Below are 23,496 nucleotides of genomic sequence, written 5' to 3' on the forward strand. Positions count from 1 at the left end.
CATAACCTGATTTGAAACAAATTTAAGTGGGAGACGTTTAGATGGGTAAGATTATTGGTATTGACCTGGGTACAACTAACTCTTGTGTCGCTATTATGGATGGCGGCAAGGCTCGCGTACTAGAGAATGCGGAAGGCGATCGCACCACGCCTTCTATTATCGCTTACACCCAGGACGGTGAGATTCTGGTCGGTCAGCCGGCTAAGCGCCAGGCGGTGACTAACCCACAGAATACCCTGTTTGCGATCAAGCGCCTGATTGGCCGTCGCTTCCAGGACGAAGAAGTGCAGCGTGATATTAAAATCATGCCCTACAAAATTGCCGGTTCAGACAACGGTGATGCCTGGATCGACGTAAAAGGTCAGAAACTGGCACCGCCGCAGATTTCAGCAGAAGTGCTGAAAAAAATGAAAAAAACGGCCGAAGACTATCTGGGCGAAGCGGTAACTGAGGCCGTTATCACTGTACCCGCTTACTTCAACGATGCGCAGCGTCAGGCAACGAAAGATGCAGGCCGCATCGCGGGTCTGGACGTTAAGCGTATTATCAACGAACCTACCGCTGCCGCGCTGGCATACGGTATGGATAAAGGCCAGGGCAACCGCACTATCGCGGTTTATGACCTGGGCGGCGGTACCTTCGATATCTCAATCATCGAAATCGATGAAGTGGATGGCGAAAAAACCTTCGAAGTTCTGGCAACCAACGGTGATACCCACCTGGGTGGTGAAGACTTTGACAGCCGCATGATCAACTACCTCGTCGCGGAATTTAAGAAAGATCAGGGTATCGATCTGCACAACGATCCGCTGGCGATGCAGCGTCTGAAAGAAGCCGCAGAGAAAGCAAAAATCGAACTCTCTTCTGCGCAGCAGACCGACGTTAACCTGCCGTACATCACGGCTGATGCGACCGGTCCTAAGCACCTGAACATCAAAGTGACCCGTGCAAAACTGGAATCACTGGTTGAAGACCTGGTCGCACGCTCTATTGATCCACTGAAAGTGGCTCTGCAGGATGCGGGTCTGTCCGTTTCTGATATCAACGACGTTATCCTGGTCGGTGGTCAGACGCGTATGCCAATGGTTCAGGCAAAAGTGGCTGAGTTCTTTGGTAAAGAGCCACGTAAAGACGTGAACCCGGATGAAGCGGTTGCGGTAGGCGCTGCCGTGCAGGGTGGCGTACTGGCGGGCGACGTGAAAGACGTGCTGCTGCTGGACGTGACGCCTCTGTCTCTGGGTATCGAAACCATGGGCGGCGTGATGACTGCGCTTATCACCAAGAACACCACCATTCCAACCAAGCACAGCCAGGTGTTCTCTACCGCTGAAGACAACCAGTCTGCGGTGACCATCCACGTTGTGCAGGGTGAGCGTAAGCGCGCAGCGGATAACAAATCTCTCGGCCAGTTCAACCTTGACGGGATCCAGGGCGCACCGCGCGGCATGCCGCAGATCGAAGTCACCTTTGACATCGACGCCGATGGTATTCTGCACGTGTCTGCTAAAGACAAAAACAGCGGTAAAGAGCAGAAGATCACCATCAAGGCCTCTTCTGGTCTGAACGATGATGAAATCGAAAAAATGGTTCGTGACGCGGAAGCTAACGCCGACTCTGACCGTAAGTTCGAGGAACTGGTGCAGGTTCGTAACCAGGCCGATCATCTGTCCCATAGCACCCGTAAGCAGCTGGACGAAGCCGGTGACAAACTGCCAGCGGACGACAAGGCGCCAATTGAAGCGGCCCTGACCGACCTGAATACCGCGCTGAAAGGCGAAGATAAAGCTGAAATCGAAGCCAAAATGCAGGCGCTGATGGAAGTCTCCAGCAAGCTGATGGAATTTGCTCAGCAGCAGCAGGCTGCCGGTGGCGCTGCGGATGCCGCTGATGCTTCAGCGAAGAAAGAAGACGACGTTGTTGATGCTGAATTTGAAGAAGTAAAAGACAACAAAAAATAATCGCCCTTGAGCGGGCACGGTGGCCTGTAGCTTCAGGTAAAACAATTCAGGCCACTGCATAATCCCACGGGCGTAGGAGTTAATCTCCACGCCCGTGCATGCATATTAAGGGCAGGACCAGCAGAATGGCGAAAAAAGACTATTACGAGATTTTAGGCGTTCCCCAGTCGGCGGATGAGCGTGAAATCAAAAAGGCCTACAAACGCCTGGCGATGAAACACCATCCTGACCGCAATCCAGGTGATAAAGAGTCCGAAGCTAAATTTAAAGAAGTTAAGGAAGCGTACGAGATCCTGACCGATGCGCAGAAGCGTGCCGCTTACGATCAGTACGGTCATGCAGCCTTTGAACAGGGCGGCATGGGCGGTGGCGGCGGCTTTGGCGGCGGCGGCGGTGCAGATTTCAGCGATATCTTTGGCGACGTGTTCGGCGATATTTTCGGTGGGGGGCGCCGTCAGCAGCGCGCCGCTCGCGGGGCCGATTTACGCTACAACATGGAGCTGACGCTTGAAGAAGCCGTCCGCGGCGTGTCCAAAGAGATCCGTATTCCTGCGCTGGAAGAGTGTGACGTCTGTCATGGCAGCGGCGCGAAGGCTGGAACGAAACCTCAGACCTGTTCGACCTGTCACGGTCAGGGCCAGGTGCAGATGCGCCAGGGCTTCTTTACCGTGCAGCAGGCGTGTCCGACCTGTCACGGGCGCGGATCGGTTATCAAAGATCCGTGTAATGCCTGTCACGGGCACGGTCGCGTTGAAAAATCTAAAACGCTGTCGGTTAAAATCCCGGCGGGCGTGGATACCGGCGATCGCATTCGCCTGACGGGTGAAGGTGAAGCCGGGGAGCAGGGCGCGCCAGCGGGCGATCTCTACGTTCAGGTACAGGTGCGCAAGCACAACATTTTTGAGCGTGAAGAGAATAACCTCTACTGCGAAGTGCCCATCAACTTTGTGATGGCCGCGCTGGGGGGTGAAATTGAAGTGCCCACGCTGGATGGTCGGGTCAAGCTCAAGGTGCCTGCGGAAACGCAGACCGGTAAGCTGTTCCGCATGCGTGGCAAGGGCGTTAAATCGGTACGCGGCGGCGCGCAGGGCGATCTGCTGTGTCGCGTAGTGGTTGAAACGCCAGTCAGCCTCAGCGACAAGCAGAAGTCGCTGCTGCGCGAACTGGAAGAGAGCTTTGGTGGACCGAGCGGTGAAAAAAACAGCCCGCGTTCAAAAAGCTTCTTCGACGGCGTTAAGAAATTCTTCGATGATTTAACCCGCTAGCTTCACGCGGCAGAGAAATAAAGGGCAGCCTGCGGGCTGCCTTTTTTTTCGCCGCAGCGAGGTAAAGGAGCGTATAAAGGCTTCTTTAGCAGTAGCCGGAGCGGTTATGCTTGGGCTACGTCAGTCAACTTTATAATCAGGAATGGAATCAATGAAATCAGCGCTTACGCGGCTACTGAAAAATGAAGCAACCGGTGGGGTAATACTGATTATCGCTGCGGCGGTGGCGATGTTCCTGGCCAATAATGCCGGAACCCAGCAGGCTTATCAGTCTATCCTCTCCATGCCGGTGGCGTTTCGTTTTGGCGCGCTGGATATCAGTAAGGATCTGCTGCTGTGGGTCAATGATGCACTCATGGCGCTCTTCTTTTTAATGATCGGGCTGGAGGTGAAGCACGAGCTGCATTCCGGTTCGCTGGCGACGCGTGAACGGGCGATGTTTCCGCTGATCGCGGCCATTGGCGGGATGATTGCGCCAGGTGCCATCTTTGCGCTGTTTAACCATAGTCATTCCCTGGCTATTCACGGCTGGGCAATCCCAACCGCAACGGATATTGCTTTCGCTCTGGGGATCCTGGCGCTGCTGGGCAGCCGCGTGCCGCCTGCACTCAAAATGTTCCTGATGGCGCTGGCGGTGATTGATGACCTCGGCGCCATTCTGATTATCGCTTTCTTCTATACCCAGGATCTGTCGGTAGCCTCGCTGTGCGTGGCTGGCGGTGCAATTGCGGTGCTGGCGCTGCTCAACCGTTTTGGCGTGCGTAACCTGTCCGTCTACATGTTGGTGGGAATGGTGCTCTGGGTGGCGGTGCTGAAATCGGGCGTTCATGCCACACTGGCAGGCGTTATTCTGGGCTTCTTTATCCCGCTGGAGAAACAGAACGGCCACTCTCCGGCTATCCATCTGGCCCATAGCCTGGCACCCTGGGTAAGCTGGCTTATCCTGCCGCTGTTTGCCTTCGCCAACGCGGGCGTCTCATTAACCGGCGTATCGCTGAACGGCGTGTTTTCCACCGTGCCGCTGGGCATCATTCTGGGTTTGTTTATCGGTAAACCGCTGGGGATCACGCTGATCTGCTGGCTGGCCGTCAAGCTTCGTATCGCCGCACTGCCGGAGAGTACGCGAATGCGGGATATTTCTGCCATCGGCGTTTTATGTGGTATCGGCTTTACGATGTCGATATTTATTGCTTCGCTGGCTTTCGATGCGGCGCATCAGGAGATGGTGACCCTGGCTAAGATCGGTATTCTCTTTGGATCAGTGATTTCGGCGGTGGTCGGTTATATTCTACTGCGTATTAAACTGCGTTAGCATCAGATTATATTCCGGACTCCAGTCTGCCTGGTGAATAATCTGATAATGATTAGCAGGCTATTTTTTATTTAATGCCAGTTATTCCTGTAATATCTGGCTTTATTATTTCTCCCTCCGCCGTAAAGTAATAGCGAAATTCTCAAAAAAAATGAGGCTATTTACTGTCACCTGAACCTCTCATACGCTGTCAGCTGAAGCCTCCTGAGGCTGCGTTCTTTCTAATCAATATGACTGAATGACTTTACTGATTCGTGTCACGAATGAGCAGTTAATAGTATTTATTTTTAGGGTAGTATATTGAAAATCAACAATAAAAGTATAGTAAGGGAGAGCGGCGCTGCGCTGGTTCCCTCTTACCCGATCCTGGGTTTATCCCTGCGATGGACACCACTGAGTTATTACCAGCGGCTATTTCTGTTGGTCACGCTGGTCAATACCTTTTTTTTAATTTACGGGGTGACCTCAGGTCACTGGTGGTCTGAAAAAGGGATACAGCTGGTCGATATCAGTAATATGGTATTGGTTAATTTGGCCATCGCCGTACTGATCCGTCAGCAATATATTATCAATTTTCTCTTTCGTCTGGTGTGGCGGGTTCCGCTGAGCTGGCCGTTATTTGTCCGACGTCGGCTGGCTAAAGTATATCATTTTGGTGGCCTGCATTCCGGCTGTGCACTCTTTGCCTGTCTGTGGCTTATCGTATTCAGTGCTGCGGTTTATTATCATCATTGCCACGCCTTGCCCAATGTCTCTGCTGCGCTGGTAACGATCAATGCCCTGCTGGCCGCGCTGCTGGCAATCATTACAATAATGGCGCATCCGGCGATCCGCAGGCGATACCACAATCTGTTTGAGCACGTACACCGGTATGTCGGCTGGGCCGCGCTGCTGCTCTCCTGGGGGCAGGCGGTCTGTTTTACCCGCGACTGCAACGGCGGCCTGTGGTCATTACTGACGCTGGCGAAAACGCCGGCCTTCTGGACGCTTTTGGCGATTACCGGCAGTATTATTTTGCCGTGGCTGCGCCTGAGAAAAGTGCCGGTCACCATTGAGCGCCCGTCAGAACACGCCGCGATTGTGAGCTTTGATTTGCCGCGGGATCCTTTTGCCGGATCCTCTTTTGCCATCAGTCGCTCCCCGCTATCGGAGTGGCACGCTTTTGCTAATATCCCGTTCAGCGATCGTAGCGGCTGTCGTATGTTGATATCGCGGGCCGGAGACTGGACCAGCCGCTTTATCGACTCGCCTCCTTCCCATGTCTGGTTCAAAGGCCTCCCCACCCCGGGGGTCGGCAGCGTCGGGAAAATTTTTCATTCGGTAATTTATGTCGCCACCGGTAGCGGCATCGGACCACTGTTGCCCCACCTGATGACGCTAAACCGACCCCGGCGCTTAATCTGGTCGACGCGCAACCCGCGACTGACCTATGGCGACGAAATGGTAGACGAAATCATCCGGCTACAACCCGATGTGTTGATCTGGGATACCGATGCGCACGGCAAGCCGGATTTATTACAGCTGGCATTACAACTGGCAGACGAGAGCGGGGCGGAAGCGGTGATTTGCATCGCCAACCGTAAGTTAACCGATTATGTGATAGAGGGATGTGAAGCGCATGGCGTAGCGGCCTATGGCGCAATCTGGGATTCCTGAACGGCTCACCAGATGACAGGCAAAAAAAAACCGGCTAAGCCGGTTTTTTTTTTCAAAGCCAGATAACAGCGTGGCGATTAAGCCAGTTTGTTGATCTGTGCAGCCAGGTTTGCTTTATGACGTGCAGCTTTGTTTTTGTGGATCAGGCCTTTAGCTGCCTGACGGTCCACAAGAGGCTGCATTTCATTAAATGCATTCTGCGCAGCTGCTTTATCGCCAGTAGCGATAGCCGCGTATACTTTCTTAATAAAAGTACGCATCATTGAACGACGGCTAGCGTTGTGCTTACGACGCTTCTCAGACGTTACAGCGCGTTTCTTAGCTGATTTGATATTAGCCAAGGTCCAACTCCCAAATAGTTCTATGAGGACAATTCAAAGGCCGAGGAATATGCCTCTTTCGCCCATGGTTGTCAATGGATTTGTGCAAATAAGCGCCGCTAAAAAAACGACGCCTGGTTACGTTTCGATGGCGCAAGATTCTACCAGCTTCGGCCAGATGAATACAGCTTAATCACAAGAAAAATAAGAATGACGGGCGCAGACCGCTTTGGGCAGGGAAAATGGCGGTAAGAAAGCGCTAAAGGGGCATTACCGGGTTAACCTTCATCGCTGTACAAGGTATAATCCGCCGATTTCCACCCATTTGAGTCAGCCATGAAGTTTATCCGCGGCATACATAACCTCAGGGAGCAGCATCGCGGCTGCGTACTGACTATCGGTAACTTCGATGGCGTACACCGGGGACATCAGGCATTGCTGGCACGACTCTGTGAAGAGGGGCGTCAGCGTCATCTGCCGGTGGTGGTCATGTTGTTTGAACCGCAGCCCCTGGAGCTGTTTGCGCCCGATAAAGCCCCGGCTCGCCTGACCCGGCTGCGCGAGAAGCTTCGCTACCTCAGCGAGGCGGGCGTAGACGCCGTACTGTGCGTGCGCTTCGACCCTTTGTTTGCGGGGCTGACGGCGCAGAGTTTCGTTGCCGATCTGCTGGTGAAAAAACTCGGCGTTAAATTTCTGGCGGTCGGGGATGATTTCCGCTTTGGCGCTGGTCGCCGGGGGGATTTCCTGTTATTACAGAAAGCGGGTGTCGACTATGGCTTCGATGTTGTCGGTACACAGACATTTTGTGATAACGGCAGGCGAATTAGCAGCACCGCCGTTCGACAGGCGCTGGTAGAGGATAATCTGCCGCTTGCCGCCTCACTATTGGGACATCCCTTCAGTATATCAGGCCGGGTGGTGCACGGTGATGCGCTGGGCCGGACGATAGGCTTCCCCACGGCTAACCTGCCTCTCCGACGCTTTGTGTCGCCGGTCAAAGGGGTGTATGCCGTTGAGGTCCATGGCATCAGCGAACGACCGTTGCCTGGCGTGGCGAATATCGGCACGCGGCCTACGGTGGCAGGAGTGCGTCAGCAGCTGGAAGTTCACCTGCTGGACGTTGCAATCGACCTGTACGGGCGCCATATAGATGTGGTGCTGTGCGAAAAAATACGTAACGAGCAGCGTTTTGCTTCACTTGACGCGCTGAAAGAGCAAATTGCTAACGATGTGGTGAGCGCCCGAAGGTTTTTTGGGCTGAAAACACCGGATTAACCAGAACCGAAACACGGAACCGAGAATCTGATGAGTGACTATAAATCTACCCTGAACTTGCCGGAAACGGGGTTCCCGATGCGTGGCGATCTGGCCAAACGCGAACCGGGAATGCTGCAACGCTGGTATGATGATAATTTGTACGGCATCATCCGCGAAGCCAAAAAAGGGAAAAAAACCTTTATTCTGCACGACGGCCCTCCCTACGCGAACGGCAGCATTCATATTGGTCACTCAGTCAACAAGATTCTGAAAGACATTATCGTGAAGTCCAAAGGCCTGGCGGGTTTTGATGCGCCCTACGTGCCGGGCTGGGACTGCCATGGCCTGCCCATCGAGCATAAAGTCGAGCAGATGATCGGTAAGCCCGGCGAGAAAGTTACCGCCGCGGAGTTTCGTGCCGCCTGTCGGCAGTATGCCGCTGAGCAGGTAGAAGGGCAGAAAAAAGACTTTATCCGCCTTGGCGTGCTGGGAGACTGGGATCGCCCCTATCTGACGATGGACTTCAAAACCGAAGCAAACATCATCCGTGCGCTGGGCAAAATCATCGGTAATGGCCATCTGCACAAAGGTGCGAAGCCGGTGCACTGGTGTATGGATTGCCGCTCCGCACTGGCTGAGGCTGAAGTTGAATATTACGATAAAACCTCCCCCTCCATTGACGTGCTGTTTAACGCCGTGGATGCCGATGCGGTGCAGGCCAAATTTGGTGTTAGCAGCGTAACCGGTCCCGTCTCGCTGGTTATCTGGACCACCACGCCGTGGACCCTGCCTGCTAACCGCGCGATCTCTCTGCACCCTGAGTTTGACTATCAGCTGGTGCAGATCGAAGGCCGTGCGCTGATTCTGGCGAAAGAGCTGGTTGAAAGCGTCATGAAACGCATTGGCGTAGCAGAGTGGCAGGTGCTGGGCGAAGTGAAAGGTGCGGCGCTGGAGCTGATGACTTTCCAGCACCCCTTCCTGGCATTAACGTCGCCTGTGGTTCTGGGTGAGCACGTGACGGTCGAAGCCGGTACCGGGGCGGTCCATACCGCCCCAGGCCACGGCCCGGATGACTATGTGATCGGCCAGAAATACGGTATCGAAGTCGCTAACCCGGTCGGTCCGGATGGCCGCTACCTGCCGGGCACTTACCCTGGGCTGGACGGTGTTAACGTCTTCAAGGCCAACGATCTGGTGGTCGAGCTGCTGCGCGAAAAGGGCGCACTGCTGCACGTCGAAAAGCTGCTGCACAGCTATCCGCACTGCTGGCGTCACAAAACGCCGATCATCTTCCGTGCAACACCGCAGTGGTTTATCAGCATGGATCAGAAAGGCCTGCGTGCGCAGTCGCTGTCTGAGATTAAAGGTGTGCAGTGGATCCCTGACTGGGGTCAGGCACGTATCGAATCCATGGTGGCGAACCGCCCGGACTGGTGTATTTCACGTCAGCGTACCTGGGGCGTACCGATGGCGCTGTTTGTGCATAAAGATACCGAACAGCTACACCCTGACACCCTCGCGCTGATGGAAAAAGTGGCTGAACGCGTTGAGCAGGATGGCATTCAGGCCTGGTGGGATCTCGATGCGCACGAGCTGATGGGCGCAGACGCCGACAGCTACGTGAAGGTGCCTGATACGCTCGACGTCTGGTTTGACTCAGGATCGACCAGCTACTCCGTTGTTGATGCGCGTCCGGAATTTGAGGGACATTCGCCTGACCTCTATCTGGAGGGATCGGATCAGCACCGCGGCTGGTTTATGTCCTCGCTGATGATCTCGACGGCGATGAAGGGCAAAGCGCCTTACCGTCAGGTACTGACTCACGGCTTTACCGTGGATGGTCAGGGCCGCAAAATGTCGAAATCCATCGGTAATACCGTGTCGCCCCAGGATGTCATGAACAAGCTGGGCGGCGATATTCTGCGCCTGTGGGTCGCCTCCACCGATTATTCCGGTGAGATGGCGGTATCCGATGAGATCCTGAAACGCTCTGCGGATTCCTATCGTCGTATCCGTAACACCGCTCGCTTCCTGCTGGCCAACCTTAACGGCTTCAACCCCGAGACCGATCGCGTTGAGCCGGAAGAGATGGTGGTACTGGATCGCTGGGCAGTGGGACGCGCCAGCGCGGCACAGGAGGACATCATCGCCTCTTACGCGCGCTATGACTTCCACGAGGTGGTCCAGCGTCTGATGCAGTTCTGCTCCATCGAGATGGGGTCCTTCTATCTGGACATCATCAAGGACCGTCAGTACACCGCCCGGGCGAATGGCCTGGCACGTCGCAGCTGTCAGACCGCGCTGTACTATATTGCAGAGGCACTGGTGCGCTGGATGGCGCCAATCATGTCCTTTACCGCTGACGAAATCTGGAATGAGCTGCCGGGCAAGCGTGAAAAGTATGTCTTTACCGGCGAGTGGTTCAACGGGCTGTTTGGCCTCGCGGACGATGAGTCAATGAACGATAGCTTCTGGGCTGAGCTGCTGAAAGTGCGCGGCGAAGTGAACAAAGTTATCGAACAGGCGCGTGCCGACAAGCGTGTAGGCGGGTCGCTGGAGGCGAGCGTTACGCTCTATGCCGATACGGCGCTGGCTGAAAAGCTGCTGAGTCTGGAGACGGAGCTGCGCTTTGTGTTACTGACCTCCTCGGTACAGGTAGCCGATTACGCGCTGGCCCCTGAAGAGGCTCAGCAGAGCGATCTGGTAAAAGGTCTTAAAATTGCTCTGCATAAGGCGGAAGGTGAGAAATGTCAGCGCTGCTGGCACTACACTACCGATGTTGGACAAAATGCTGCCTGGCCGGAAATCTGCGGGCGCTGCGTCACTAACGTAGCCGGTGACGGCGAACAGCGTAAGTTTGCATGATGCATAAATCAATTTTCTCGACCGGACTGCGCTGGCTGTGGCTGATGGTGGTCGTTATCGCCATCGATTTTGCCAGTAAGCAGTGGATTATGAATACGCTGATGCTGCATGAGTCGATGCATGTGATGCCATTCTTCAACTTTTTCTATGCGCATAACTACGGGGCGGCCTTTAGCTTCCTGGCCGACAAAGGGGGCTGGCAGCGCTGGTTCTTTGCCGGTATCGCCACGGCGATTGTTATTGCGCTACTGGTGATGATGTACCGTACCGCAGCCAGTAATAAGCTGAATAATATCGCTTATGCACTGATTATTGGCGGTGCGGCAGGCAATTTGTTTGACCGCGCGTATCACGGCTTTGTGGTGGATTTTATCGACTTTTATGTTGGCGACTGGCACTTTGCGACCTTCAACATTGCCGACTCCGCTATCTGTATCGGTGCCGCACTGATCGTACTGGAGGGTTTTTTCAGCCCGGCCAGCAAACGTGCTAAAAGCTAAGGGCAGGGCATGACTGATTCTGTACAGCGTGATAGCGCGGTGCTGGTGCATTTCACGTTAAAACTGGCCGACGGTTCCACCGCGGAATCCACGCGGGATAACGGAAAACCGGCGCTGTTTAGTCTGGGAGACGGTAGCCTGTCAGAGCAGCTTGAGGATGAGCTGCTCGGCCTGCACCCGGGTGATAAAAAAGCGTTCTCGCTGCAGCCTGAGGCCGCATTTGGCTCCGCCAGTCCGGATTTAATTCAGTACTTCTCCCGCCGGGATTTTACCCAGGCGGGAGAGCCTGAAGTGGGGGCGATTATGCTGTTCAGCGGGATGGACGGGAATGAGATGCCGGGTGTTATCCGCGAAATTTCCGGCGACTCGATTACCGTGGACTTTAACCATCCATTAGCCGGGCAGGTCATCCATTTTGATGTTGAGGTGCTGGAGATCAATCCGGTACGGGAGGCGACAAATGCAAATCCTGTTGGCTAATCCTCGTGGATTCTGTGCGGGCGTTGATCGCGCGATCAGTATTGTGGAGCGCGCGCTGGAGATGTATGGCGCGCCTATTTACGTGCGGCATGAGGTAGTACACAACCGCTACGTGGTGAATAGCCTGCGCGAGCGCGGGGCTATTTTCATTGAGGAGATCGGGGAAGTGCCGGACGGTTCGATTCTGATCTTCTCCGCTCATGGCGTATCCCAGGCCGTTCGCGCAGAAGCCAGGGCGCGCAGCCTGACCATGCTGTTTGACGCCACCTGTCCGCTGGTCACAAAAGTGCATATGGAAGTGGCGCGCGCCAGCCGTAAGGGGACGGAGGCGATACTGATTGGTCATGCCGGCCACCCTGAGGTGGAAGGCACGATGGGCCAGTACAGCAACCCTGAGGGCGGAATGTACCTTGTGGAATCTCCGGCGGATGTCCTGAAGCTTGAGGTAAAGAACGATCAGAATCTGTGCTTTATGACCCAGACGACGCTGTCAGTTGATGATACGTCAGAGGTGATTGATGCACTTCGCGCGCGTTTTCCAAAAATCATCGGGCCGCGTAAGGATGATATCTGCTATGCCACCACCAACCGGCAGGAAGCGGTACGCACGCTGGCAAGGGATGCAGAAGTGGTGCTGGTGGTTGGGTCCCGCAACTCCTCTAACTCTAATCGTCTGGCCGAACTGGCACAGCGGGCGGGTAAGCTTGCCCGTCTTATTGATTCTGCCGATGATATTCAGGAAGAGTGGATTAAAGGCGTGAGCTGCGTTGGCGTGACGGCGGGTGCCTCGGCACCGGATATTCTGGTGCAGGAGGTTATTCAGCGCCTGCGCGAGTTTGGTGGCGAAGCCGCCATTGAGCTGATTGGCCGCGAAGAAAATATTGTTTTCGAGGTGCCAAAAGAGCTGCGCGTAGATATTCGGGAAGTTAACTAATGTCGAACAGGTCGCTTTAATTCGCGACGTCTGAATAATTGGGCCAGAATCTGGAATAGCGGTAATGTTATCTTCCCTGGTGTGCTCAATAATGGCGTCAGAGCGCACTACAAGGCGATCCAGGGTGATAAGCAGAGCGTTGGCGCATGGATGCGCAAGCCGATGATCCATTCTTATAGCAGTAGCAATATATTTAAACCAGGCTCAGGCTATTATAAAACTGTTTCACTTCATTGAAGTGTCCTGCCGCTTGCGTTATGGTTATTCTGTCCCCGATAAGGGGATGGGAAAATATTGAATACACGCTTCTTTAAGGTGATTAATCACCACAGGATGATTTTAAATAAATTTAAATGGAGTTAATAATGAGAGAACTCACGCTTTCGGAAATCAATAACGTTGGGGGAGGATCATTAAGCGGCCCTGAGTTGCTGGGTATAGGCGGTGCTGGCCTGATCGTAGGAATACCCATCATCGTCGGCGGGGCAATTCTGGGCGTACCCACTCTGGGATTGGGCTTTGTAGGAATGACCGCGGGCATAGTGCTGACGGCCCTTTCCGGCGCAATGATGATAGTGGGCATCGTGAAGACTGCTATTAGTTGTAAGCCTCACCCGATCAAGCCCGAACCCGAACCTGCTGCTTTCTAATCCCAACCTAAGCTTATAAAGTTTATGGCGCGCTATAACACTTATATAGCGCGCGACGTCTTAAAGGGGTTTCACCCTTATCCTGCCAGTTAAGTCTCTGTGTGCCGGTGTTGCACCCTGTCACCCGTTTTCACGCCCTGATATTCTGATTATGCCGTTTCGGCTCTGGCTTCTGCCCCGGAGGCTGGTTAATCTGAAAGAGAGTTCAACGAATCAACCTTCGTCAGGAATGAAAAAATTATGAGTAGTGATATTCGCATTGCCGTTGTCGGCGCGTCGGGACGTATGGGACGTCAGCTGATCCAGGCCGTGCATGAGGCTGAGGGCGCCTCCCTGGGCGCCGCACTGGTACGCAAAGGTTCATCGCTGGTAGGGAGTGACGCCGGTGAAATGGCAGGCACAGGCACGCTGGGCGTCACTCTAGTCGACAGTCTTGCGGCCGTGGTAGATGACTTTGACATACTAATCGATTTCACCCGGCCCGAAGCCACGCTGGAGTATCTGAAATTTTGCCGTGAGCAACATAAGGCGATAGTGATCGGCACCACCGGATTTGACCAGGCGGGTAAGGCAGCCATCAGCGAAGCGGCTCAGGATATTGGCATTGTGTTTGCCGCCAACTTTAGCGTTGGCGTTAACCTGGTCTTAAAGCTGCTGGAAAAGGCGGCAAAAGTGATGGGCGACTATGCCGACATCGAGATTGTGGAAGCCCACCACCGGCACAAAGTGGATGCCCCATCAGGGACAGCGCTGGCGATGGGTGAGGCGATCGCCGATGCCATGGAGTGGGATTTAGACCAGCACGCCGTTTATGCCCGGGAAGGGCACACCGGAGAGCGTAAGGCTCAAACGATTGGCTTCGCCACCGTACGCGCCGGTGACATTGTAGGTGAGCATACGGCGATGTTTGCCGATATTGGCGAACGCGTGGAGATAACCCATAAGGCTTCAAGTCGGATGACCTTTGCTAAAGGCGCAGTACGCGCTTCTATCTGGTTAAGTTCGCAGAAAAATGGGCTTTTTGATATGAAAAATGTGCTTAATCTTGACGATATTTGAAGGTGTAGCTCTCATTTTTCAGGGTTAATGAGTGTAATATATTGATTTAAAGGAGGTAATAATGCCTCCTTTTTTTTAATGTGAAAAAAGTGTTTTTACCAGTATTATCTCTTTAGCTGATTATTTATCTGTGTTTAGTCGTTTTTATTCTCCTCTGTAATGCTATTTTTGACCATTTGGTCCACTTTTTAGTGCGGCTAAGAGCATTCTGATCATTTCCCTCACAGGCAATCGGTTTTTTAGCCTGGATATCTGCTGTTTTCAGGCGTAACTAACGCTTTTACCCCCCAGTCGGATAAAAAACCATGAAAAATCGGGTTCCAGGGTGGACAATGGCCGGGGCGATCATTAGAATGCGCGCAATTTGCCAAAATCGGACGGTCAGACGGTTTTGCATTGATTTTAAGGTTCGTAATGAATTAATATGCAAATAATATGACTGTTTATTCCCTGGAGGGTGTTTTGATTAAGTCAGCGCTATTGGTTCTCGAAGACGGAACCCAATTCCATGGTCGTGCCATCGGGGCCACAGGATCGGCTGTGGGAGAAGTCGTTTTCAACACCTCAATGACCGGTTATCAAGAAATCCTCACTGATCCTTCCTACTCCCGCCAGATTGTTACCCTTACCTATCCTCATATCGGCAATGTCGGCACTAACGCCGCGGATGAAGAGTCCTCTAAGGTTCAGGCGCAGGGGCTGGTGATTCGCGATTTGCCGCTGATAGCGAGCAACTTTCGTAATGAAGAAGGTCTCTCTGCATACCTAAAGCGTCATAACATTGTCGCTATTGCCGATATTGATACGCGCAAGCTAACGCGGTTGCTGCGCGAGAAAGGTGCACAGAATGGCTGCATCATCGCCGGTGATGCACCGGATGCGGCGCTGGCGCTGCAAAAAGCGCAGGCGTTTCCCGGTCTGAAAGGCATGGACCTGGCGAAAGAGGTCTCTACAGCTGAAACTTATAGCTGGCAACAGGGCAGCTGGACGCTCGACGGCCTGCCAGCGGCGAAAAGCGGTGACGAACTGCCGTTCCACGTGGTCGCCTGTGACTACGGCGTTAAGCGCAGCATCCTGCGGATGCTGGTCGATCGCGGCTGTCGGCTGACGGTCGTCCCGGCCCAGACCTCTGCGGAAGAGGTGTTAAAGCTCAATCCGGACGGTATTTTCCTGGCTAACGGCCCTGGCGATCCGGAGCCATGCGATTACGCTATCGCGGCGATTAAGCGCTTTCTGGAAACTGACGTGCCGGTATTCGGCATCTGTCTGGGTCACCAGCTGCTGGCGCTGGCGAGCGGGGCAAAAACGGTCAAAATGAAGCTGGGCCATCACGGTGGCAATCATCCGGTAAAAGACCTGGACAACAACAGGGTGATGATCACCGCGCAAAACCATGGTTTTGCCGTCGATGGCAGCAACCTGCCGGATAACCTGCGCGTGACCCATACCTCGCTTTTTGACCACACGGTGCAGGGGATTCATCGTACGGACAAAGCGGCCTTTAGTTTCCAGGGTCACCCTGAAGCCAGCCCGGGTCCGCATGATGCCGCCCCGCTGTTCGATCACTTTATCGAACTGATCGAAGCCTACCGTTCAAACGCGAAATAATCAGGAGCGAGAAAATGCCAAAACGTACCGACATAAAAAGTATCCTGATCCTTGGCGCAGGTCCGATCGTCATCGGACAGGCCTGTGAGTTCGACTACTCAGGCGCTCAGGCCTGTAAAGCCCTGCGGGAAGAGGGCTATCGCGTTATTCTGGTCAACTCCAATCCGGCGACCATCATGACCGACCCGGATATGGCTGACGCGACCTATATTGAGCCGATCCACTGGGAAGTGGTGCGCAAAATCATTGAAAAAGAGCGCCCGGATGCGGTGCTGCCCACCATGGGTGGCCAGACGGCGCTGAACTGCGCGCTGGAGCTGGAGCGTCAGGGCGTGCTGGCTGAATTCGGCGTGACCATGATTGGCGCCACCGCCGATGCAATTGATAAGGCGGAAGATCGTCAGCGCTTCGATAAAGCAATGAAGAAGATTGGCCTTGATACGGCGCGTTCCGGCATTGCGCACACCATGGACGAGGCCCTCAGGGTAGCTGACGAGCTGGGCTTCCCGTGCATTATCCGCCCCTCGTTCACCATGGGTGGCACCGGCGGCGGTATCGCCTATAACCGTGAAGAGTTTGAAGAAATTTGCGAGCGCGGGCTGGATCTCTCTCCCACCAACGAGCTGCTGATTGATGAATCACTGATCGGCTGGAAAGAGTATGAAATGGAGGTGGTGCGCGATAAGAACGATAACTGCATTATCGTCTGCTCCATTGAAAATTTCGACGCGATGGGCATCCACACCGGCGATTCGATTACCGTCGCGCCTGCCCAGACGCTGACCGACAAAGAGTATCAAATCATGCGTAACGCCTCGATGGCGGTACTGCGTGAAATCGGCGTTGAAACCGGCGGTTCCAACGTGCAGTTCTCGGTGAACCCGGAAAATGGCCGCCTGATCATTATCGAAATGAATCCGCGCGTGTCGCGTTCTTCTGCGCTGGCCTCTAAGGCGACCGGCTTCCCGATTGCGAAAATCGCCGCCAAGCTGGCCGTCGGCTACACGCTGGACGAGCTGATGAACGATATCACCGGTGGCCTGACCCCGGCATCGTTTGAGCCGTCCATTGATTATGTCGTCACCAAAATTCCCCGCTTCAATTTTGAGAAATTCGCCGGGGCGAACGATCGCCTGACCACCCAGATGAAATCCGTCGGGGAAGTGATGGCCATTGGCCGCACCTTCCAGGAGTCGATGCAGAAAGCGCTGCGCGGGCTGGAAGTGGGTGCCAGCGGATTCGATCCTAAAGTTAGCCTCAACGATCCCGAAGCCCTGACCCACGTTCGCCGTGAGCTGAAGGATGCCGGTTCGGATCGCATCTGGTACATCGCCGACGCCTTCCGTGCCGGAATGTCCGTTGATGGCGTTTTTAACCTGACCAATATCGATCGCTGGTTCCTGGTGCAGATAGAAGAACTGGTGCGTCTGGAAGAGAAGGTTGCCCGGGAAGGGATCAATGGCCTGACGAAAGAGTTCCTGCGGGAGCTGAAGCGTAAAGGCTTTGCCGATGCGCGCCTTTGTGCGCTGGCTGGCGTAGCGGAAAGCGAGATACGCAAGCTGCGTGAGCGTTACAATCTGCACCCGGTCTACAAACGCGTGGATACCTGCGCCGCTGAGTTCTCAACGGACACCGCCTATATGTACTCCACTTACGAGGAGGAGTGCGAAGCGAACCCGTCTCAGGATCGTGAAAAAATCATGGTGCTGGGCGGCGGGCCAAACCGCATCGGGCAGGGCATTGAGTTTGACTACTGCTGCGTTCATGCCTCGCTGGCGCTGCGGGAAGACGGTTACGAAACCATTATGGTTAACTGTAACCCGGAAACCGTTTCAACCGATTATGACACCTCCGATCGCCTCTATTTCGAACCGGTGACGCTGGAAGACGTGCTGGAAATTGTGCGCATCGAGAAGCCGAAAGGGGTGATTGTACAGTACGGTGGTCAGACGCCGCTGAAGCTGGCGCGTGAGCTGGAAGCCGCAGGCGTACCGGTTATTGGCACCAGCCCGGACGCAATTGACCGGGCGGAAGACCGCGAACGCTTCCAGCAGGCCGTGGATCGTCTGGGCCTGAAGCAGCCCGCCAATGCCACGGTGACCGCGCTGGAACAGGCCGTCGAAAAAGCGGCACAGCTGGGTTATCCGCTGGTGGTTCGTCCCTCTTACGTGCTCGGCGGCCGGGCGATGGAAATCGTCTACGACGAGGTCGATCTTAAACGCTACTTCCAGACGGCGGTTTCCGTCTCCAACGATGCGCCGGTGCTGCTGGATCGCTTCCTTGATGATGCGGTCGAAGTGGATATTGATGCCATCTGCGACGGTGAGCGGGTGCTGATTGGCGGCATTATGGAGCACATCGAGCAGGCGGGCGTCCACTCCGGTGACTCTGCCTGTTCGCTGCCCGCCTACACGCTGAGCAAAGAGATCCAGAATGTGATGCGTCAGCAGGTAGAGAAGCTGGCCTTCGAGCTTAGCGTTCGCGGTCTGATGAACGTGCAGTTTGCGGTGAAGGATAACGAAGTCTACCTGATTGAAGTGAATCCGCGCGCCGCCCGTACCGTTCCCTTTGTGTCGAAAGCCACCGGGGTGCCGCTGGCGAAGGTCGCTGCACGGGTGATGGCGGGTAAAACGCTGGCCGAACAGGGCATAACCGAAGAGGTGATTCCGCCGTACTACTCGGTGAAAGAGGTGGTGCTGCCGTTTAACAAATTCCAGGGCGTTGACCCGATCCTCGGCCCGGAAATGCGCTCTACCGGTGAGGTGATGGGCGTGGGACGAACCTTTGCCGAGGCGTTCTCAAAGGCGATGCTGGGGGCGCAAAGTAATATGAAGAAAACCGGACGCGCCCTGCTGTCGGTGCGCGAAGGGGACAAAAAGCGCATCGTCGACCTGGCCGCTAAGCTGCAAAAGCTCGGTTTTGAACTGGATGCGACGCACGGCACCGCCGTGGTGCTGGGTGAGGCGGGGATCAACCCGCGTCTGGTGAACAAGGTGCACGAAGGCCGCCCGCATATTCAGGATCGTCTGAAGAACGGCGAGTATGCCTATATTGTGAATACCACCGAAGGGCGCCAGGCCATCGAGGACTCTAAACTGCTGCGTCGCAGTGCGCTTCAGTACAAGGTGCACTATGACACTACGCTGAACGGCGGATTTGCCACGGCGATGTCCCTGAACTCTGACCCCTGTGAGCAGGTGATCTCGGTGCAGGAGATGCACGCGCAGATCAACGCTCACAAGGCATAGTTCTCTGTTGCCGCTGGGGGAGCATCCCTCAGCGGCAGTGTTGGATCTGAATCCGTCCACGCCGGCCGGTATCTCCGCTAAAGGTTCCCGGTCACCTCTGCCGCCGTATCATTTTCATCCTCGCTGACTACAAACCAGGGCGTGAACAGCGTACGACGCAGCCAGCCTTTCGCCGTTTTCACCTGCCATTCACGACCGGGCGGATCGTAGTAATGGGTATCGGCATAGAGATCCTTCCGTGCGCTCACGTCGCTGACGTACTTCCAGTCGTTCAGAAACCAGGGTTGAAAGGTGCGGATGGCCTGACCTTTATTGTCATACTCGGTGCGGCCGGTTACCGCCCAGCGGAAGCGCGTTTCGGCCGCGATGGGCACACCCTTTTTATCTACTGCAAGCACACCATCGTCGGTTCGCTGCAAGGCTTCACCGTTTGCCTGACGGGCTGCGGCCTGGAGCACACGACCAAAACCATCGCTAAACACCACCTGCTGGCGGATCTGCTGTTCCGCATCGTTGTCATAACGGTCGGTCGTCAGGGTGACCACGTGCGGAGGTAATATCTCGGCGGTTTCTTGTGTCCCAGTCTTCCAACTGTCGGCGACGTAAATCATACACTGCGCGACGGGAAGGGGCGCTTTCAGGGCAAAAGCCGCTTCAGCACTCTCCGGCGGGGTAAAGGGGGCGTCACTGTAACCAGCGGGTTGTCCGTTTTCCGTGCCGCTAAATCGCACGGTGGTGACGCGCCCCAGCGCATCCAGCGTGACAGAGCGCACGTTGTCATTGGGATCGGTGACCTGCATCGGGGTCAGGAAGCGCCAGTCATACTCTGCCGTCGTGGTCAGGCCAGCCGCGTCCCGCTGTTGCACAATGACACAGTCCCAGGGATCCCAGGTGAAGCTGGCTGCACCAGTCAGCAGGGTTTCACGCCAGGTCTGGGGCCGCCAGTAGTGCGCGGCGGCGGCGTAAGTCGCGTAACCCTGTCGCGCCGTCCACAGTTTTTTCCCGGATTCACCCCTGCGGGCGAACAGATATTCGGCAGACAGATAGCCCGCCTCCGCCAGATGGGCAGGAGTGATGTCGGCCTTCAATGCACTGACTATCTCCTCATCCATAATGGCGGTTTCCATAAAGGCGACCCTGGGCGGCAGGGCGGGTGCATTGGTTGTCGCCCGGTTTTGACTATCGAGGTACCAGCACTGCTGTTGCCCACCAAAGACGTAAGGCTGGCTGTCCGCGATGGGGCCGCCCGCCTGTCGCAACCCTTCCAGCGTCAGCCCGTCTGAGGGGATGACATCGGCGGAGTGAATAGAGTGATCGGTCCGGGTGGCGTCGGCAATACCTAAGAGCCAGTTGCCCTCTGCCAGTGAGGTCACAACGTGCAGGCGGCTTTGATGCAGGTCGAGGCGCAGCACCTTTTGCTGATCGTCATAGCTGCTGGCAAAGAGCGTGTCCGGCAGGGTATCCGGCCAGGGACTTTGTGCCGGCTGGCTGCGGCGCGGATAGCTGATATTCACCTCACGCAGAGGTTGTCCGTACTCATCGCTGGTCAGCAAAACCTGCTGGCTGCACTGCGGATCGCTGCTAACCCGCTCGTAAGTATATGTACGGCTTTCCACCAGGGCAGACCAGACCACCGGATAGCGCCCCGCAGGCTCGACCAGCCGCACCTGAGGACGGTTTTCCTCGACGCTATAAGGGATCCCGGCCTGGCTGCTGCCGTCTGCGCCATAAAGCTCACTGCGCAGCAGCAGGCCTTTTAGCCCCCGGTTCAGCCAGAAGGCGGTTTCATCCTGTGGCCTGGAGGCTTGTTCATCCTCGCCGCTTCCGGTGGTGAAACGGGGCGTGAAGCCGGGCCAGGCGGCTTTGTCGCCCTGCCAGAACTCTTCTGCCAGGCGGTTATCCACGGCGGGCAGGCCAGTGGCATACCAGCTGCGGCCGATCGCAGGTATACCGATCTCTGCTGCTGTTCCCTGGCTGGTCGAGGTGTCAGAGTCCGTCACTTCAACAAAGCCAAAGCCACGAAACTCGCGCTCCTGCCCGTCCCACACGCCGTGCCGATAGTTTATTTTGCTGGCCAGCCGATTACCGGTAATGTCATCGGTCACCTCTGTGCGCCAGAGCGTATGCAGCGCAAAGGGCAGATAGCAGGGCAGGGCAGGGTTACCCGTCGCCGCCTTTTCATCCAGCCAGAACTGTGCCGAACTGCGGTAATAAAGTTTGTGCCGTGCGCCGAGGTGGTTGTCCATTTGGCTCAGTAGCCAGGGCTTCTCGGATGAGAGGTGGCACACCCAGTGCTGCGGTACCGGGTGGGTGAGGGTCAGGATCAGGCTGGCGATGCCCAGCCCCTGGATATCTGCCACCTGCAGGCTACAGGTGCGGTCAAAACGCACCCCCTGCGGTAGCGGTATGTTTAGCGGTTCAGCAAAGCGGTTACCACTCTGATTCCGGTAAAGCTCCAGCCGGTCACTGTGGGCATAGATCAGATCGCCAGTACCCGATCCATCCGTATCCGCCAGGAAGAGCTGGTTCGGATTAAAGGTGGCGGCAGGCTGGCTGAAGCCGGGCAGGCCGATCGGGTGACCAAAGCGACCGTGGCCCAGATTTGGCCAGTAGCGCACCCCGCTGGCCTGCACCTCAACCAGATGCTGTTGCCCGCTGCCGGGCAGGTCGCTGAAGGCGACCAGCACGCGTGCATCCGCGTCGGGCACGGCAAGGGTAATGTCCTCTGCCTGCCACACCGTCCGTGCTTTCTCCCACCCCTTACCGTTCCCGCTGTACAGGCGTACGCTGCGCGGACCAATCAGCACGAGGTCGGTCATGCCAGCACCGATAATATCGGTCAGCTGCGCACGCGGATGGGCATATTCCACCGGCAGAGCTGAGAGCGGCGTAAAATGCTGCCAGTTACCCTGCGGCGTGCGCTGATAGCTGCCTGCCACGCCGGGCGCCGTCACGACCCATTCCAGCTGACCATCCCCATTCAGGTCGATTAACAGACCACCGCGCTGCAGCGAGGGCGTCTGCGGTAGCGGTCTGGGCGCTCCCCATGTTATTGCGTCGGCATCCGTCCCCGGCTGGCGTTCCGGCTGACGATACCACCAGGCTCCCTGATCCTGATAGAGGATCCCGCACAGCCCCTCACCATTAAGATCGATAAGCTGGTAGGGATGCAGCAGGTTAAAGCTGGCCATATCCTCCCGCCGTTGCCAGTTGAACGGCGTAAGCGAAGAGGAGGTAAAGGTCTGCCATTCATATTCCAGCGGCGGCGCCAGGGAAAGACTTTTTCCGTCAGGTTCATAGGCGAGATGCCGGACGGTTTTTAGCAGACTGAGTGAGGGCGTCTGATCATAGTTTAGCTGCATACGAGCGATAAGCGTGGGCGCTTCACTCTCCTCCTGTGCCCCTGCCAGGGTACGCAGCCGGTGAAACAGCAGCACCTGGCGACAGAGACGTCGGGTGCGCAGGTCGAATCCATAAGCGAAATCGGAAAAACAGTCCGGGCGGCAGGACCAGCTCCCCGTGCCGGGTATCTGCCAGCTGGGAATATCATAATCACCCTGGGCGCGTTCACCGTAGTCCAGCGTCACCGCAAACAGCCACGCATAGTCGGGCGGCGCAGTGACCAGGGCGGGAAGGGTACGCCCGGCGTTTTTGTTACCATAGCGTATCGCGACCAGATAACGCTGTGCACCGCTGGCCGGATGTGCCGCGCGTTCCATTTGATCGCAGCCCGTGTCATCTTCGCCCCGGTACTGGTAGTAAATCTGCTCCCCGGTGAGCGTCACCGACGATTCCAGTAGCCATACCGCCGTATGGGCTGGGTTTTCCGGGTGGCTGATGCGGGCCTGTGCATTTCTGCCTAATAGCAGGACTTCGCCATTTGGGCTGTACAGCACCCAGAAATCACTTTCGCTGGCCTGATCCGGTCGCCAGCGTTCCAGGCGACTGAAACTGCTTTCGCTGCGTGAGCGGTAAGTGTGAACGCTGAAATTCCCGCCTGGCGCGACGCCCAACAGGCGACTGGCCCGCCGCGTTTCTGGTACGCCTGCGGCTGACAGTAGCGGTACCAGCACCTCACCGTCCGGGCCAGTGAATTCATCCGTCTCATCCCAGTCCGGGACACCTTTACGGGTACGCCGCTGTACCCCAGGCAGATTGAGGTTCCAGCCCATACCAAACGGGCTGTTTCCACTCCGACTGTGGTAGCTGAGTGCAATAGCGGGGGCATAGCCCCGCCCGGCGCTGACAGGTAGAGGGATGCTGAGCGTAGCGGCCCCGTCAGGACCGGCCGCAGGCATATCACCTTTTAAACCGTTAATCGTCCCACCCCCGCTGGGCAGAGAGGGCGGCGACAGCTGCAGTTGTTCATTGGATTGCATGATAA

Annotated in this window: 15 protein-coding genes; 13 read left to right on the forward strand and 2 right to left on the reverse strand. The window is 55.8% G+C overall.

What is annotated here, in order from left to right:
- Window positions 1-41 precede the first annotated feature (41 nt).
- The 4 genes from dnaK to AAGR22_RS04095 all read left to right on the forward strand — a co-directional run bounded on the left by dnaK (window position 42) and on the right by AAGR22_RS04095 (window position 6,191).
- Window positions 42-1,958: a molecular chaperone DnaK gene (dnaK, locus tag AAGR22_RS04080; RefSeq protein ID WP_067709118.1), complete on the forward strand. Its 1,917-nt coding sequence runs from the start codon at window positions 42-44 to the stop codon at window positions 1,956-1,958.
- Window positions 1,959-2,083: 125 nt separating this feature from the next.
- Window positions 2,084-3,223: a molecular chaperone DnaJ gene (gene dnaJ / locus AAGR22_RS04085; RefSeq protein ID WP_067709115.1), complete on the forward strand. Its 1,140-nt coding sequence runs from the start codon at window positions 2,084-2,086 to the stop codon at window positions 3,221-3,223.
- 151 nt (window positions 3,224-3,374) lie between these two features.
- Entirely contained in the window at window positions 3,375-4,535 is a 1,161-nt protein-coding gene (gene nhaA / locus AAGR22_RS04090) for a Na+/H+ antiporter NhaA (protein ID WP_345830440.1), read from the forward strand.
- A gap of 300 nt (window positions 4,536-4,835) precedes the next feature.
- On the forward strand, window positions 4,836-6,191 hold the full coding sequence (locus AAGR22_RS04095; RefSeq protein WP_345830442.1) for a hypothetical protein: 1,356 nt from the start codon (window positions 4,836-4,838) through the stop codon (window positions 6,189-6,191).
- A gap of 77 nt (window positions 6,192-6,268) precedes the next feature.
- On the opposite strand, the gene rpsT is transcribed toward AAGR22_RS04095, so the two are convergent.
- Entirely contained in the window at window positions 6,269-6,532 is a 264-nt protein-coding gene (rpsT, locus tag AAGR22_RS04100) for a 30S ribosomal protein S20 (protein ID WP_067709112.1), read from the reverse strand.
- Window positions 6,533-6,847: 315 nt separating this feature from the next.
- Between rpsT and ribF the strand changes: the two genes are divergently transcribed.
- The 9 genes from ribF to carB all read left to right on the forward strand — a co-directional run bounded on the left by ribF (window position 6,848) and on the right by carB (window position 19,112).
- Window positions 6,848-7,786, forward strand: coding sequence for a bifunctional riboflavin kinase/FAD synthetase (gene ribF / locus AAGR22_RS04105; protein ID WP_345830444.1), 939 nt, complete (start codon window positions 6,848-6,850; stop codon window positions 7,784-7,786).
- A gap of 30 nt (window positions 7,787-7,816) precedes the next feature.
- Complete coding sequence (gene ileS, locus AAGR22_RS04110) at window positions 7,817-10,633, forward strand: isoleucine--tRNA ligase (RefSeq protein ID WP_345830446.1); 2,817 nt, start codon at window positions 7,817-7,819, stop codon at window positions 10,631-10,633.
- Window positions 10,630-11,133, forward strand: coding sequence for a signal peptidase II (gene lspA / locus AAGR22_RS04115; RefSeq protein WP_345830447.1), 504 nt, complete (start codon window positions 10,630-10,632; stop codon window positions 11,131-11,133). The genes ileS and lspA overlap by 4 nt, the downstream gene beginning before the upstream one ends.
- A gap of 9 nt (window positions 11,134-11,142) precedes the next feature.
- On the forward strand, window positions 11,143-11,613 hold the full coding sequence (fkpB, locus tag AAGR22_RS04120; protein ID WP_067709107.1) for an FKBP-type peptidyl-prolyl cis-trans isomerase: 471 nt from the start codon (window positions 11,143-11,145) through the stop codon (window positions 11,611-11,613).
- Window positions 11,594-12,547 carry a 4-hydroxy-3-methylbut-2-enyl diphosphate reductase gene (gene ispH / locus AAGR22_RS04125; protein ID WP_345830450.1) on the forward strand — a complete coding sequence of 318 codons (954 nt, stop codon included), beginning with the start codon at window positions 11,594-11,596 and terminating at the stop codon, window positions 12,545-12,547. Before fkpB ends, ispH begins: the two co-directional genes overlap by 20 nt.
- A gap of 365 nt (window positions 12,548-12,912) precedes the next feature.
- Complete coding sequence (locus AAGR22_RS04130) at window positions 12,913-13,197, forward strand: hypothetical protein (protein WP_067709101.1); 285 nt, start codon at window positions 12,913-12,915, stop codon at window positions 13,195-13,197.
- Window positions 13,198-13,434: 237 nt separating this feature from the next.
- Entirely contained in the window at window positions 13,435-14,256 is an 822-nt protein-coding gene (gene dapB / locus AAGR22_RS04135) for a 4-hydroxy-tetrahydrodipicolinate reductase (protein ID WP_345831546.1), read from the forward strand.
- A gap of 435 nt (window positions 14,257-14,691) precedes the next feature.
- Entirely contained in the window at window positions 14,692-15,864 is a 1,173-nt protein-coding gene (gene carA, locus AAGR22_RS04140) for a glutamine-hydrolyzing carbamoyl-phosphate synthase small subunit (RefSeq protein ID WP_345830452.1), read from the forward strand.
- A 14-nt stretch (window positions 15,865-15,878) separates the two neighbouring features.
- Window positions 15,879-19,112, forward strand: a complete 3,234-nt coding sequence (gene carB, locus AAGR22_RS04145; protein WP_345830453.1) for a carbamoyl-phosphate synthase large subunit — start codon at window positions 15,879-15,881, stop codon at window positions 19,110-19,112.
- 77 nt (window positions 19,113-19,189) lie between these two features.
- Here carB and AAGR22_RS04150 read toward each other — a convergent pair whose 3' ends face one another.
- Window positions 19,190-23,491: a SpvB/TcaC N-terminal domain-containing protein gene (locus AAGR22_RS04150; RefSeq protein ID WP_345830455.1), complete on the reverse strand. Its 4,302-nt coding sequence runs from the start codon at window positions 23,489-23,491 to the stop codon at window positions 19,190-19,192.
- Window positions 23,492-23,496: the final 5 nt, after the last annotated feature.

It is taken from the genome of Erwinia sp. HDF1-3R (assembly GCF_039621855.1).
In the GTDB taxonomy this organism is placed as follows: Bacteria; Pseudomonadota; Gammaproteobacteria; order Enterobacterales; family Enterobacteriaceae; genus Erwinia.

Coding starts and splice junctions, on each gene's coding strand:
- dnaK (WP_067709118.1), top strand. CDS start 42: ATGGGTAAGATTATTGGTATTGACCTGGGTACAACTAACTCTTGTGTC.
- fkpB (WP_067709107.1), top strand. CDS start 11,143: ATGACTGATTCTGTACAGCGTGATAGCGCGGTGCTGGTGCATTTCACG.
- dnaJ (WP_067709115.1), top strand. CDS start 2,084: ATGGCGAAAAAAGACTATTACGAGATTTTAGGCGTTCCCCAGTCGGCG.
- AAGR22_RS04150 (WP_345830455.1), bottom strand. CDS start 23,491: ATGCAATCCAATGAACAACTGCAGCTGTCGCCGCCCTCTCTGCCCAGC.
- nhaA (WP_345830440.1), top strand. CDS start 3,375: ATGAAATCAGCGCTTACGCGGCTACTGAAAAATGAAGCAACCGGTGGG.
- ispH (WP_345830450.1), top strand. CDS start 11,594: ATGCAAATCCTGTTGGCTAATCCTCGTGGATTCTGTGCGGGCGTTGAT.
- ileS (WP_345830446.1), top strand. CDS start 7,817: ATGAGTGACTATAAATCTACCCTGAACTTGCCGGAAACGGGGTTCCCG.
- lspA (WP_345830447.1), top strand. CDS start 10,630: ATGATGCATAAATCAATTTTCTCGACCGGACTGCGCTGGCTGTGGCTG.
- carB (WP_345830453.1), top strand. CDS start 15,879: ATGCCAAAACGTACCGACATAAAAAGTATCCTGATCCTTGGCGCAGGT.
- ribF (WP_345830444.1), top strand. CDS start 6,848: ATGAAGTTTATCCGCGGCATACATAACCTCAGGGAGCAGCATCGCGGC.
- carA (WP_345830452.1), top strand. CDS start 14,692: ATGACTGTTTATTCCCTGGAGGGTGTTTTGATTAAGTCAGCGCTATTG.
- AAGR22_RS04130 (WP_067709101.1), top strand. CDS start 12,913: ATGAGAGAACTCACGCTTTCGGAAATCAATAACGTTGGGGGAGGATCA.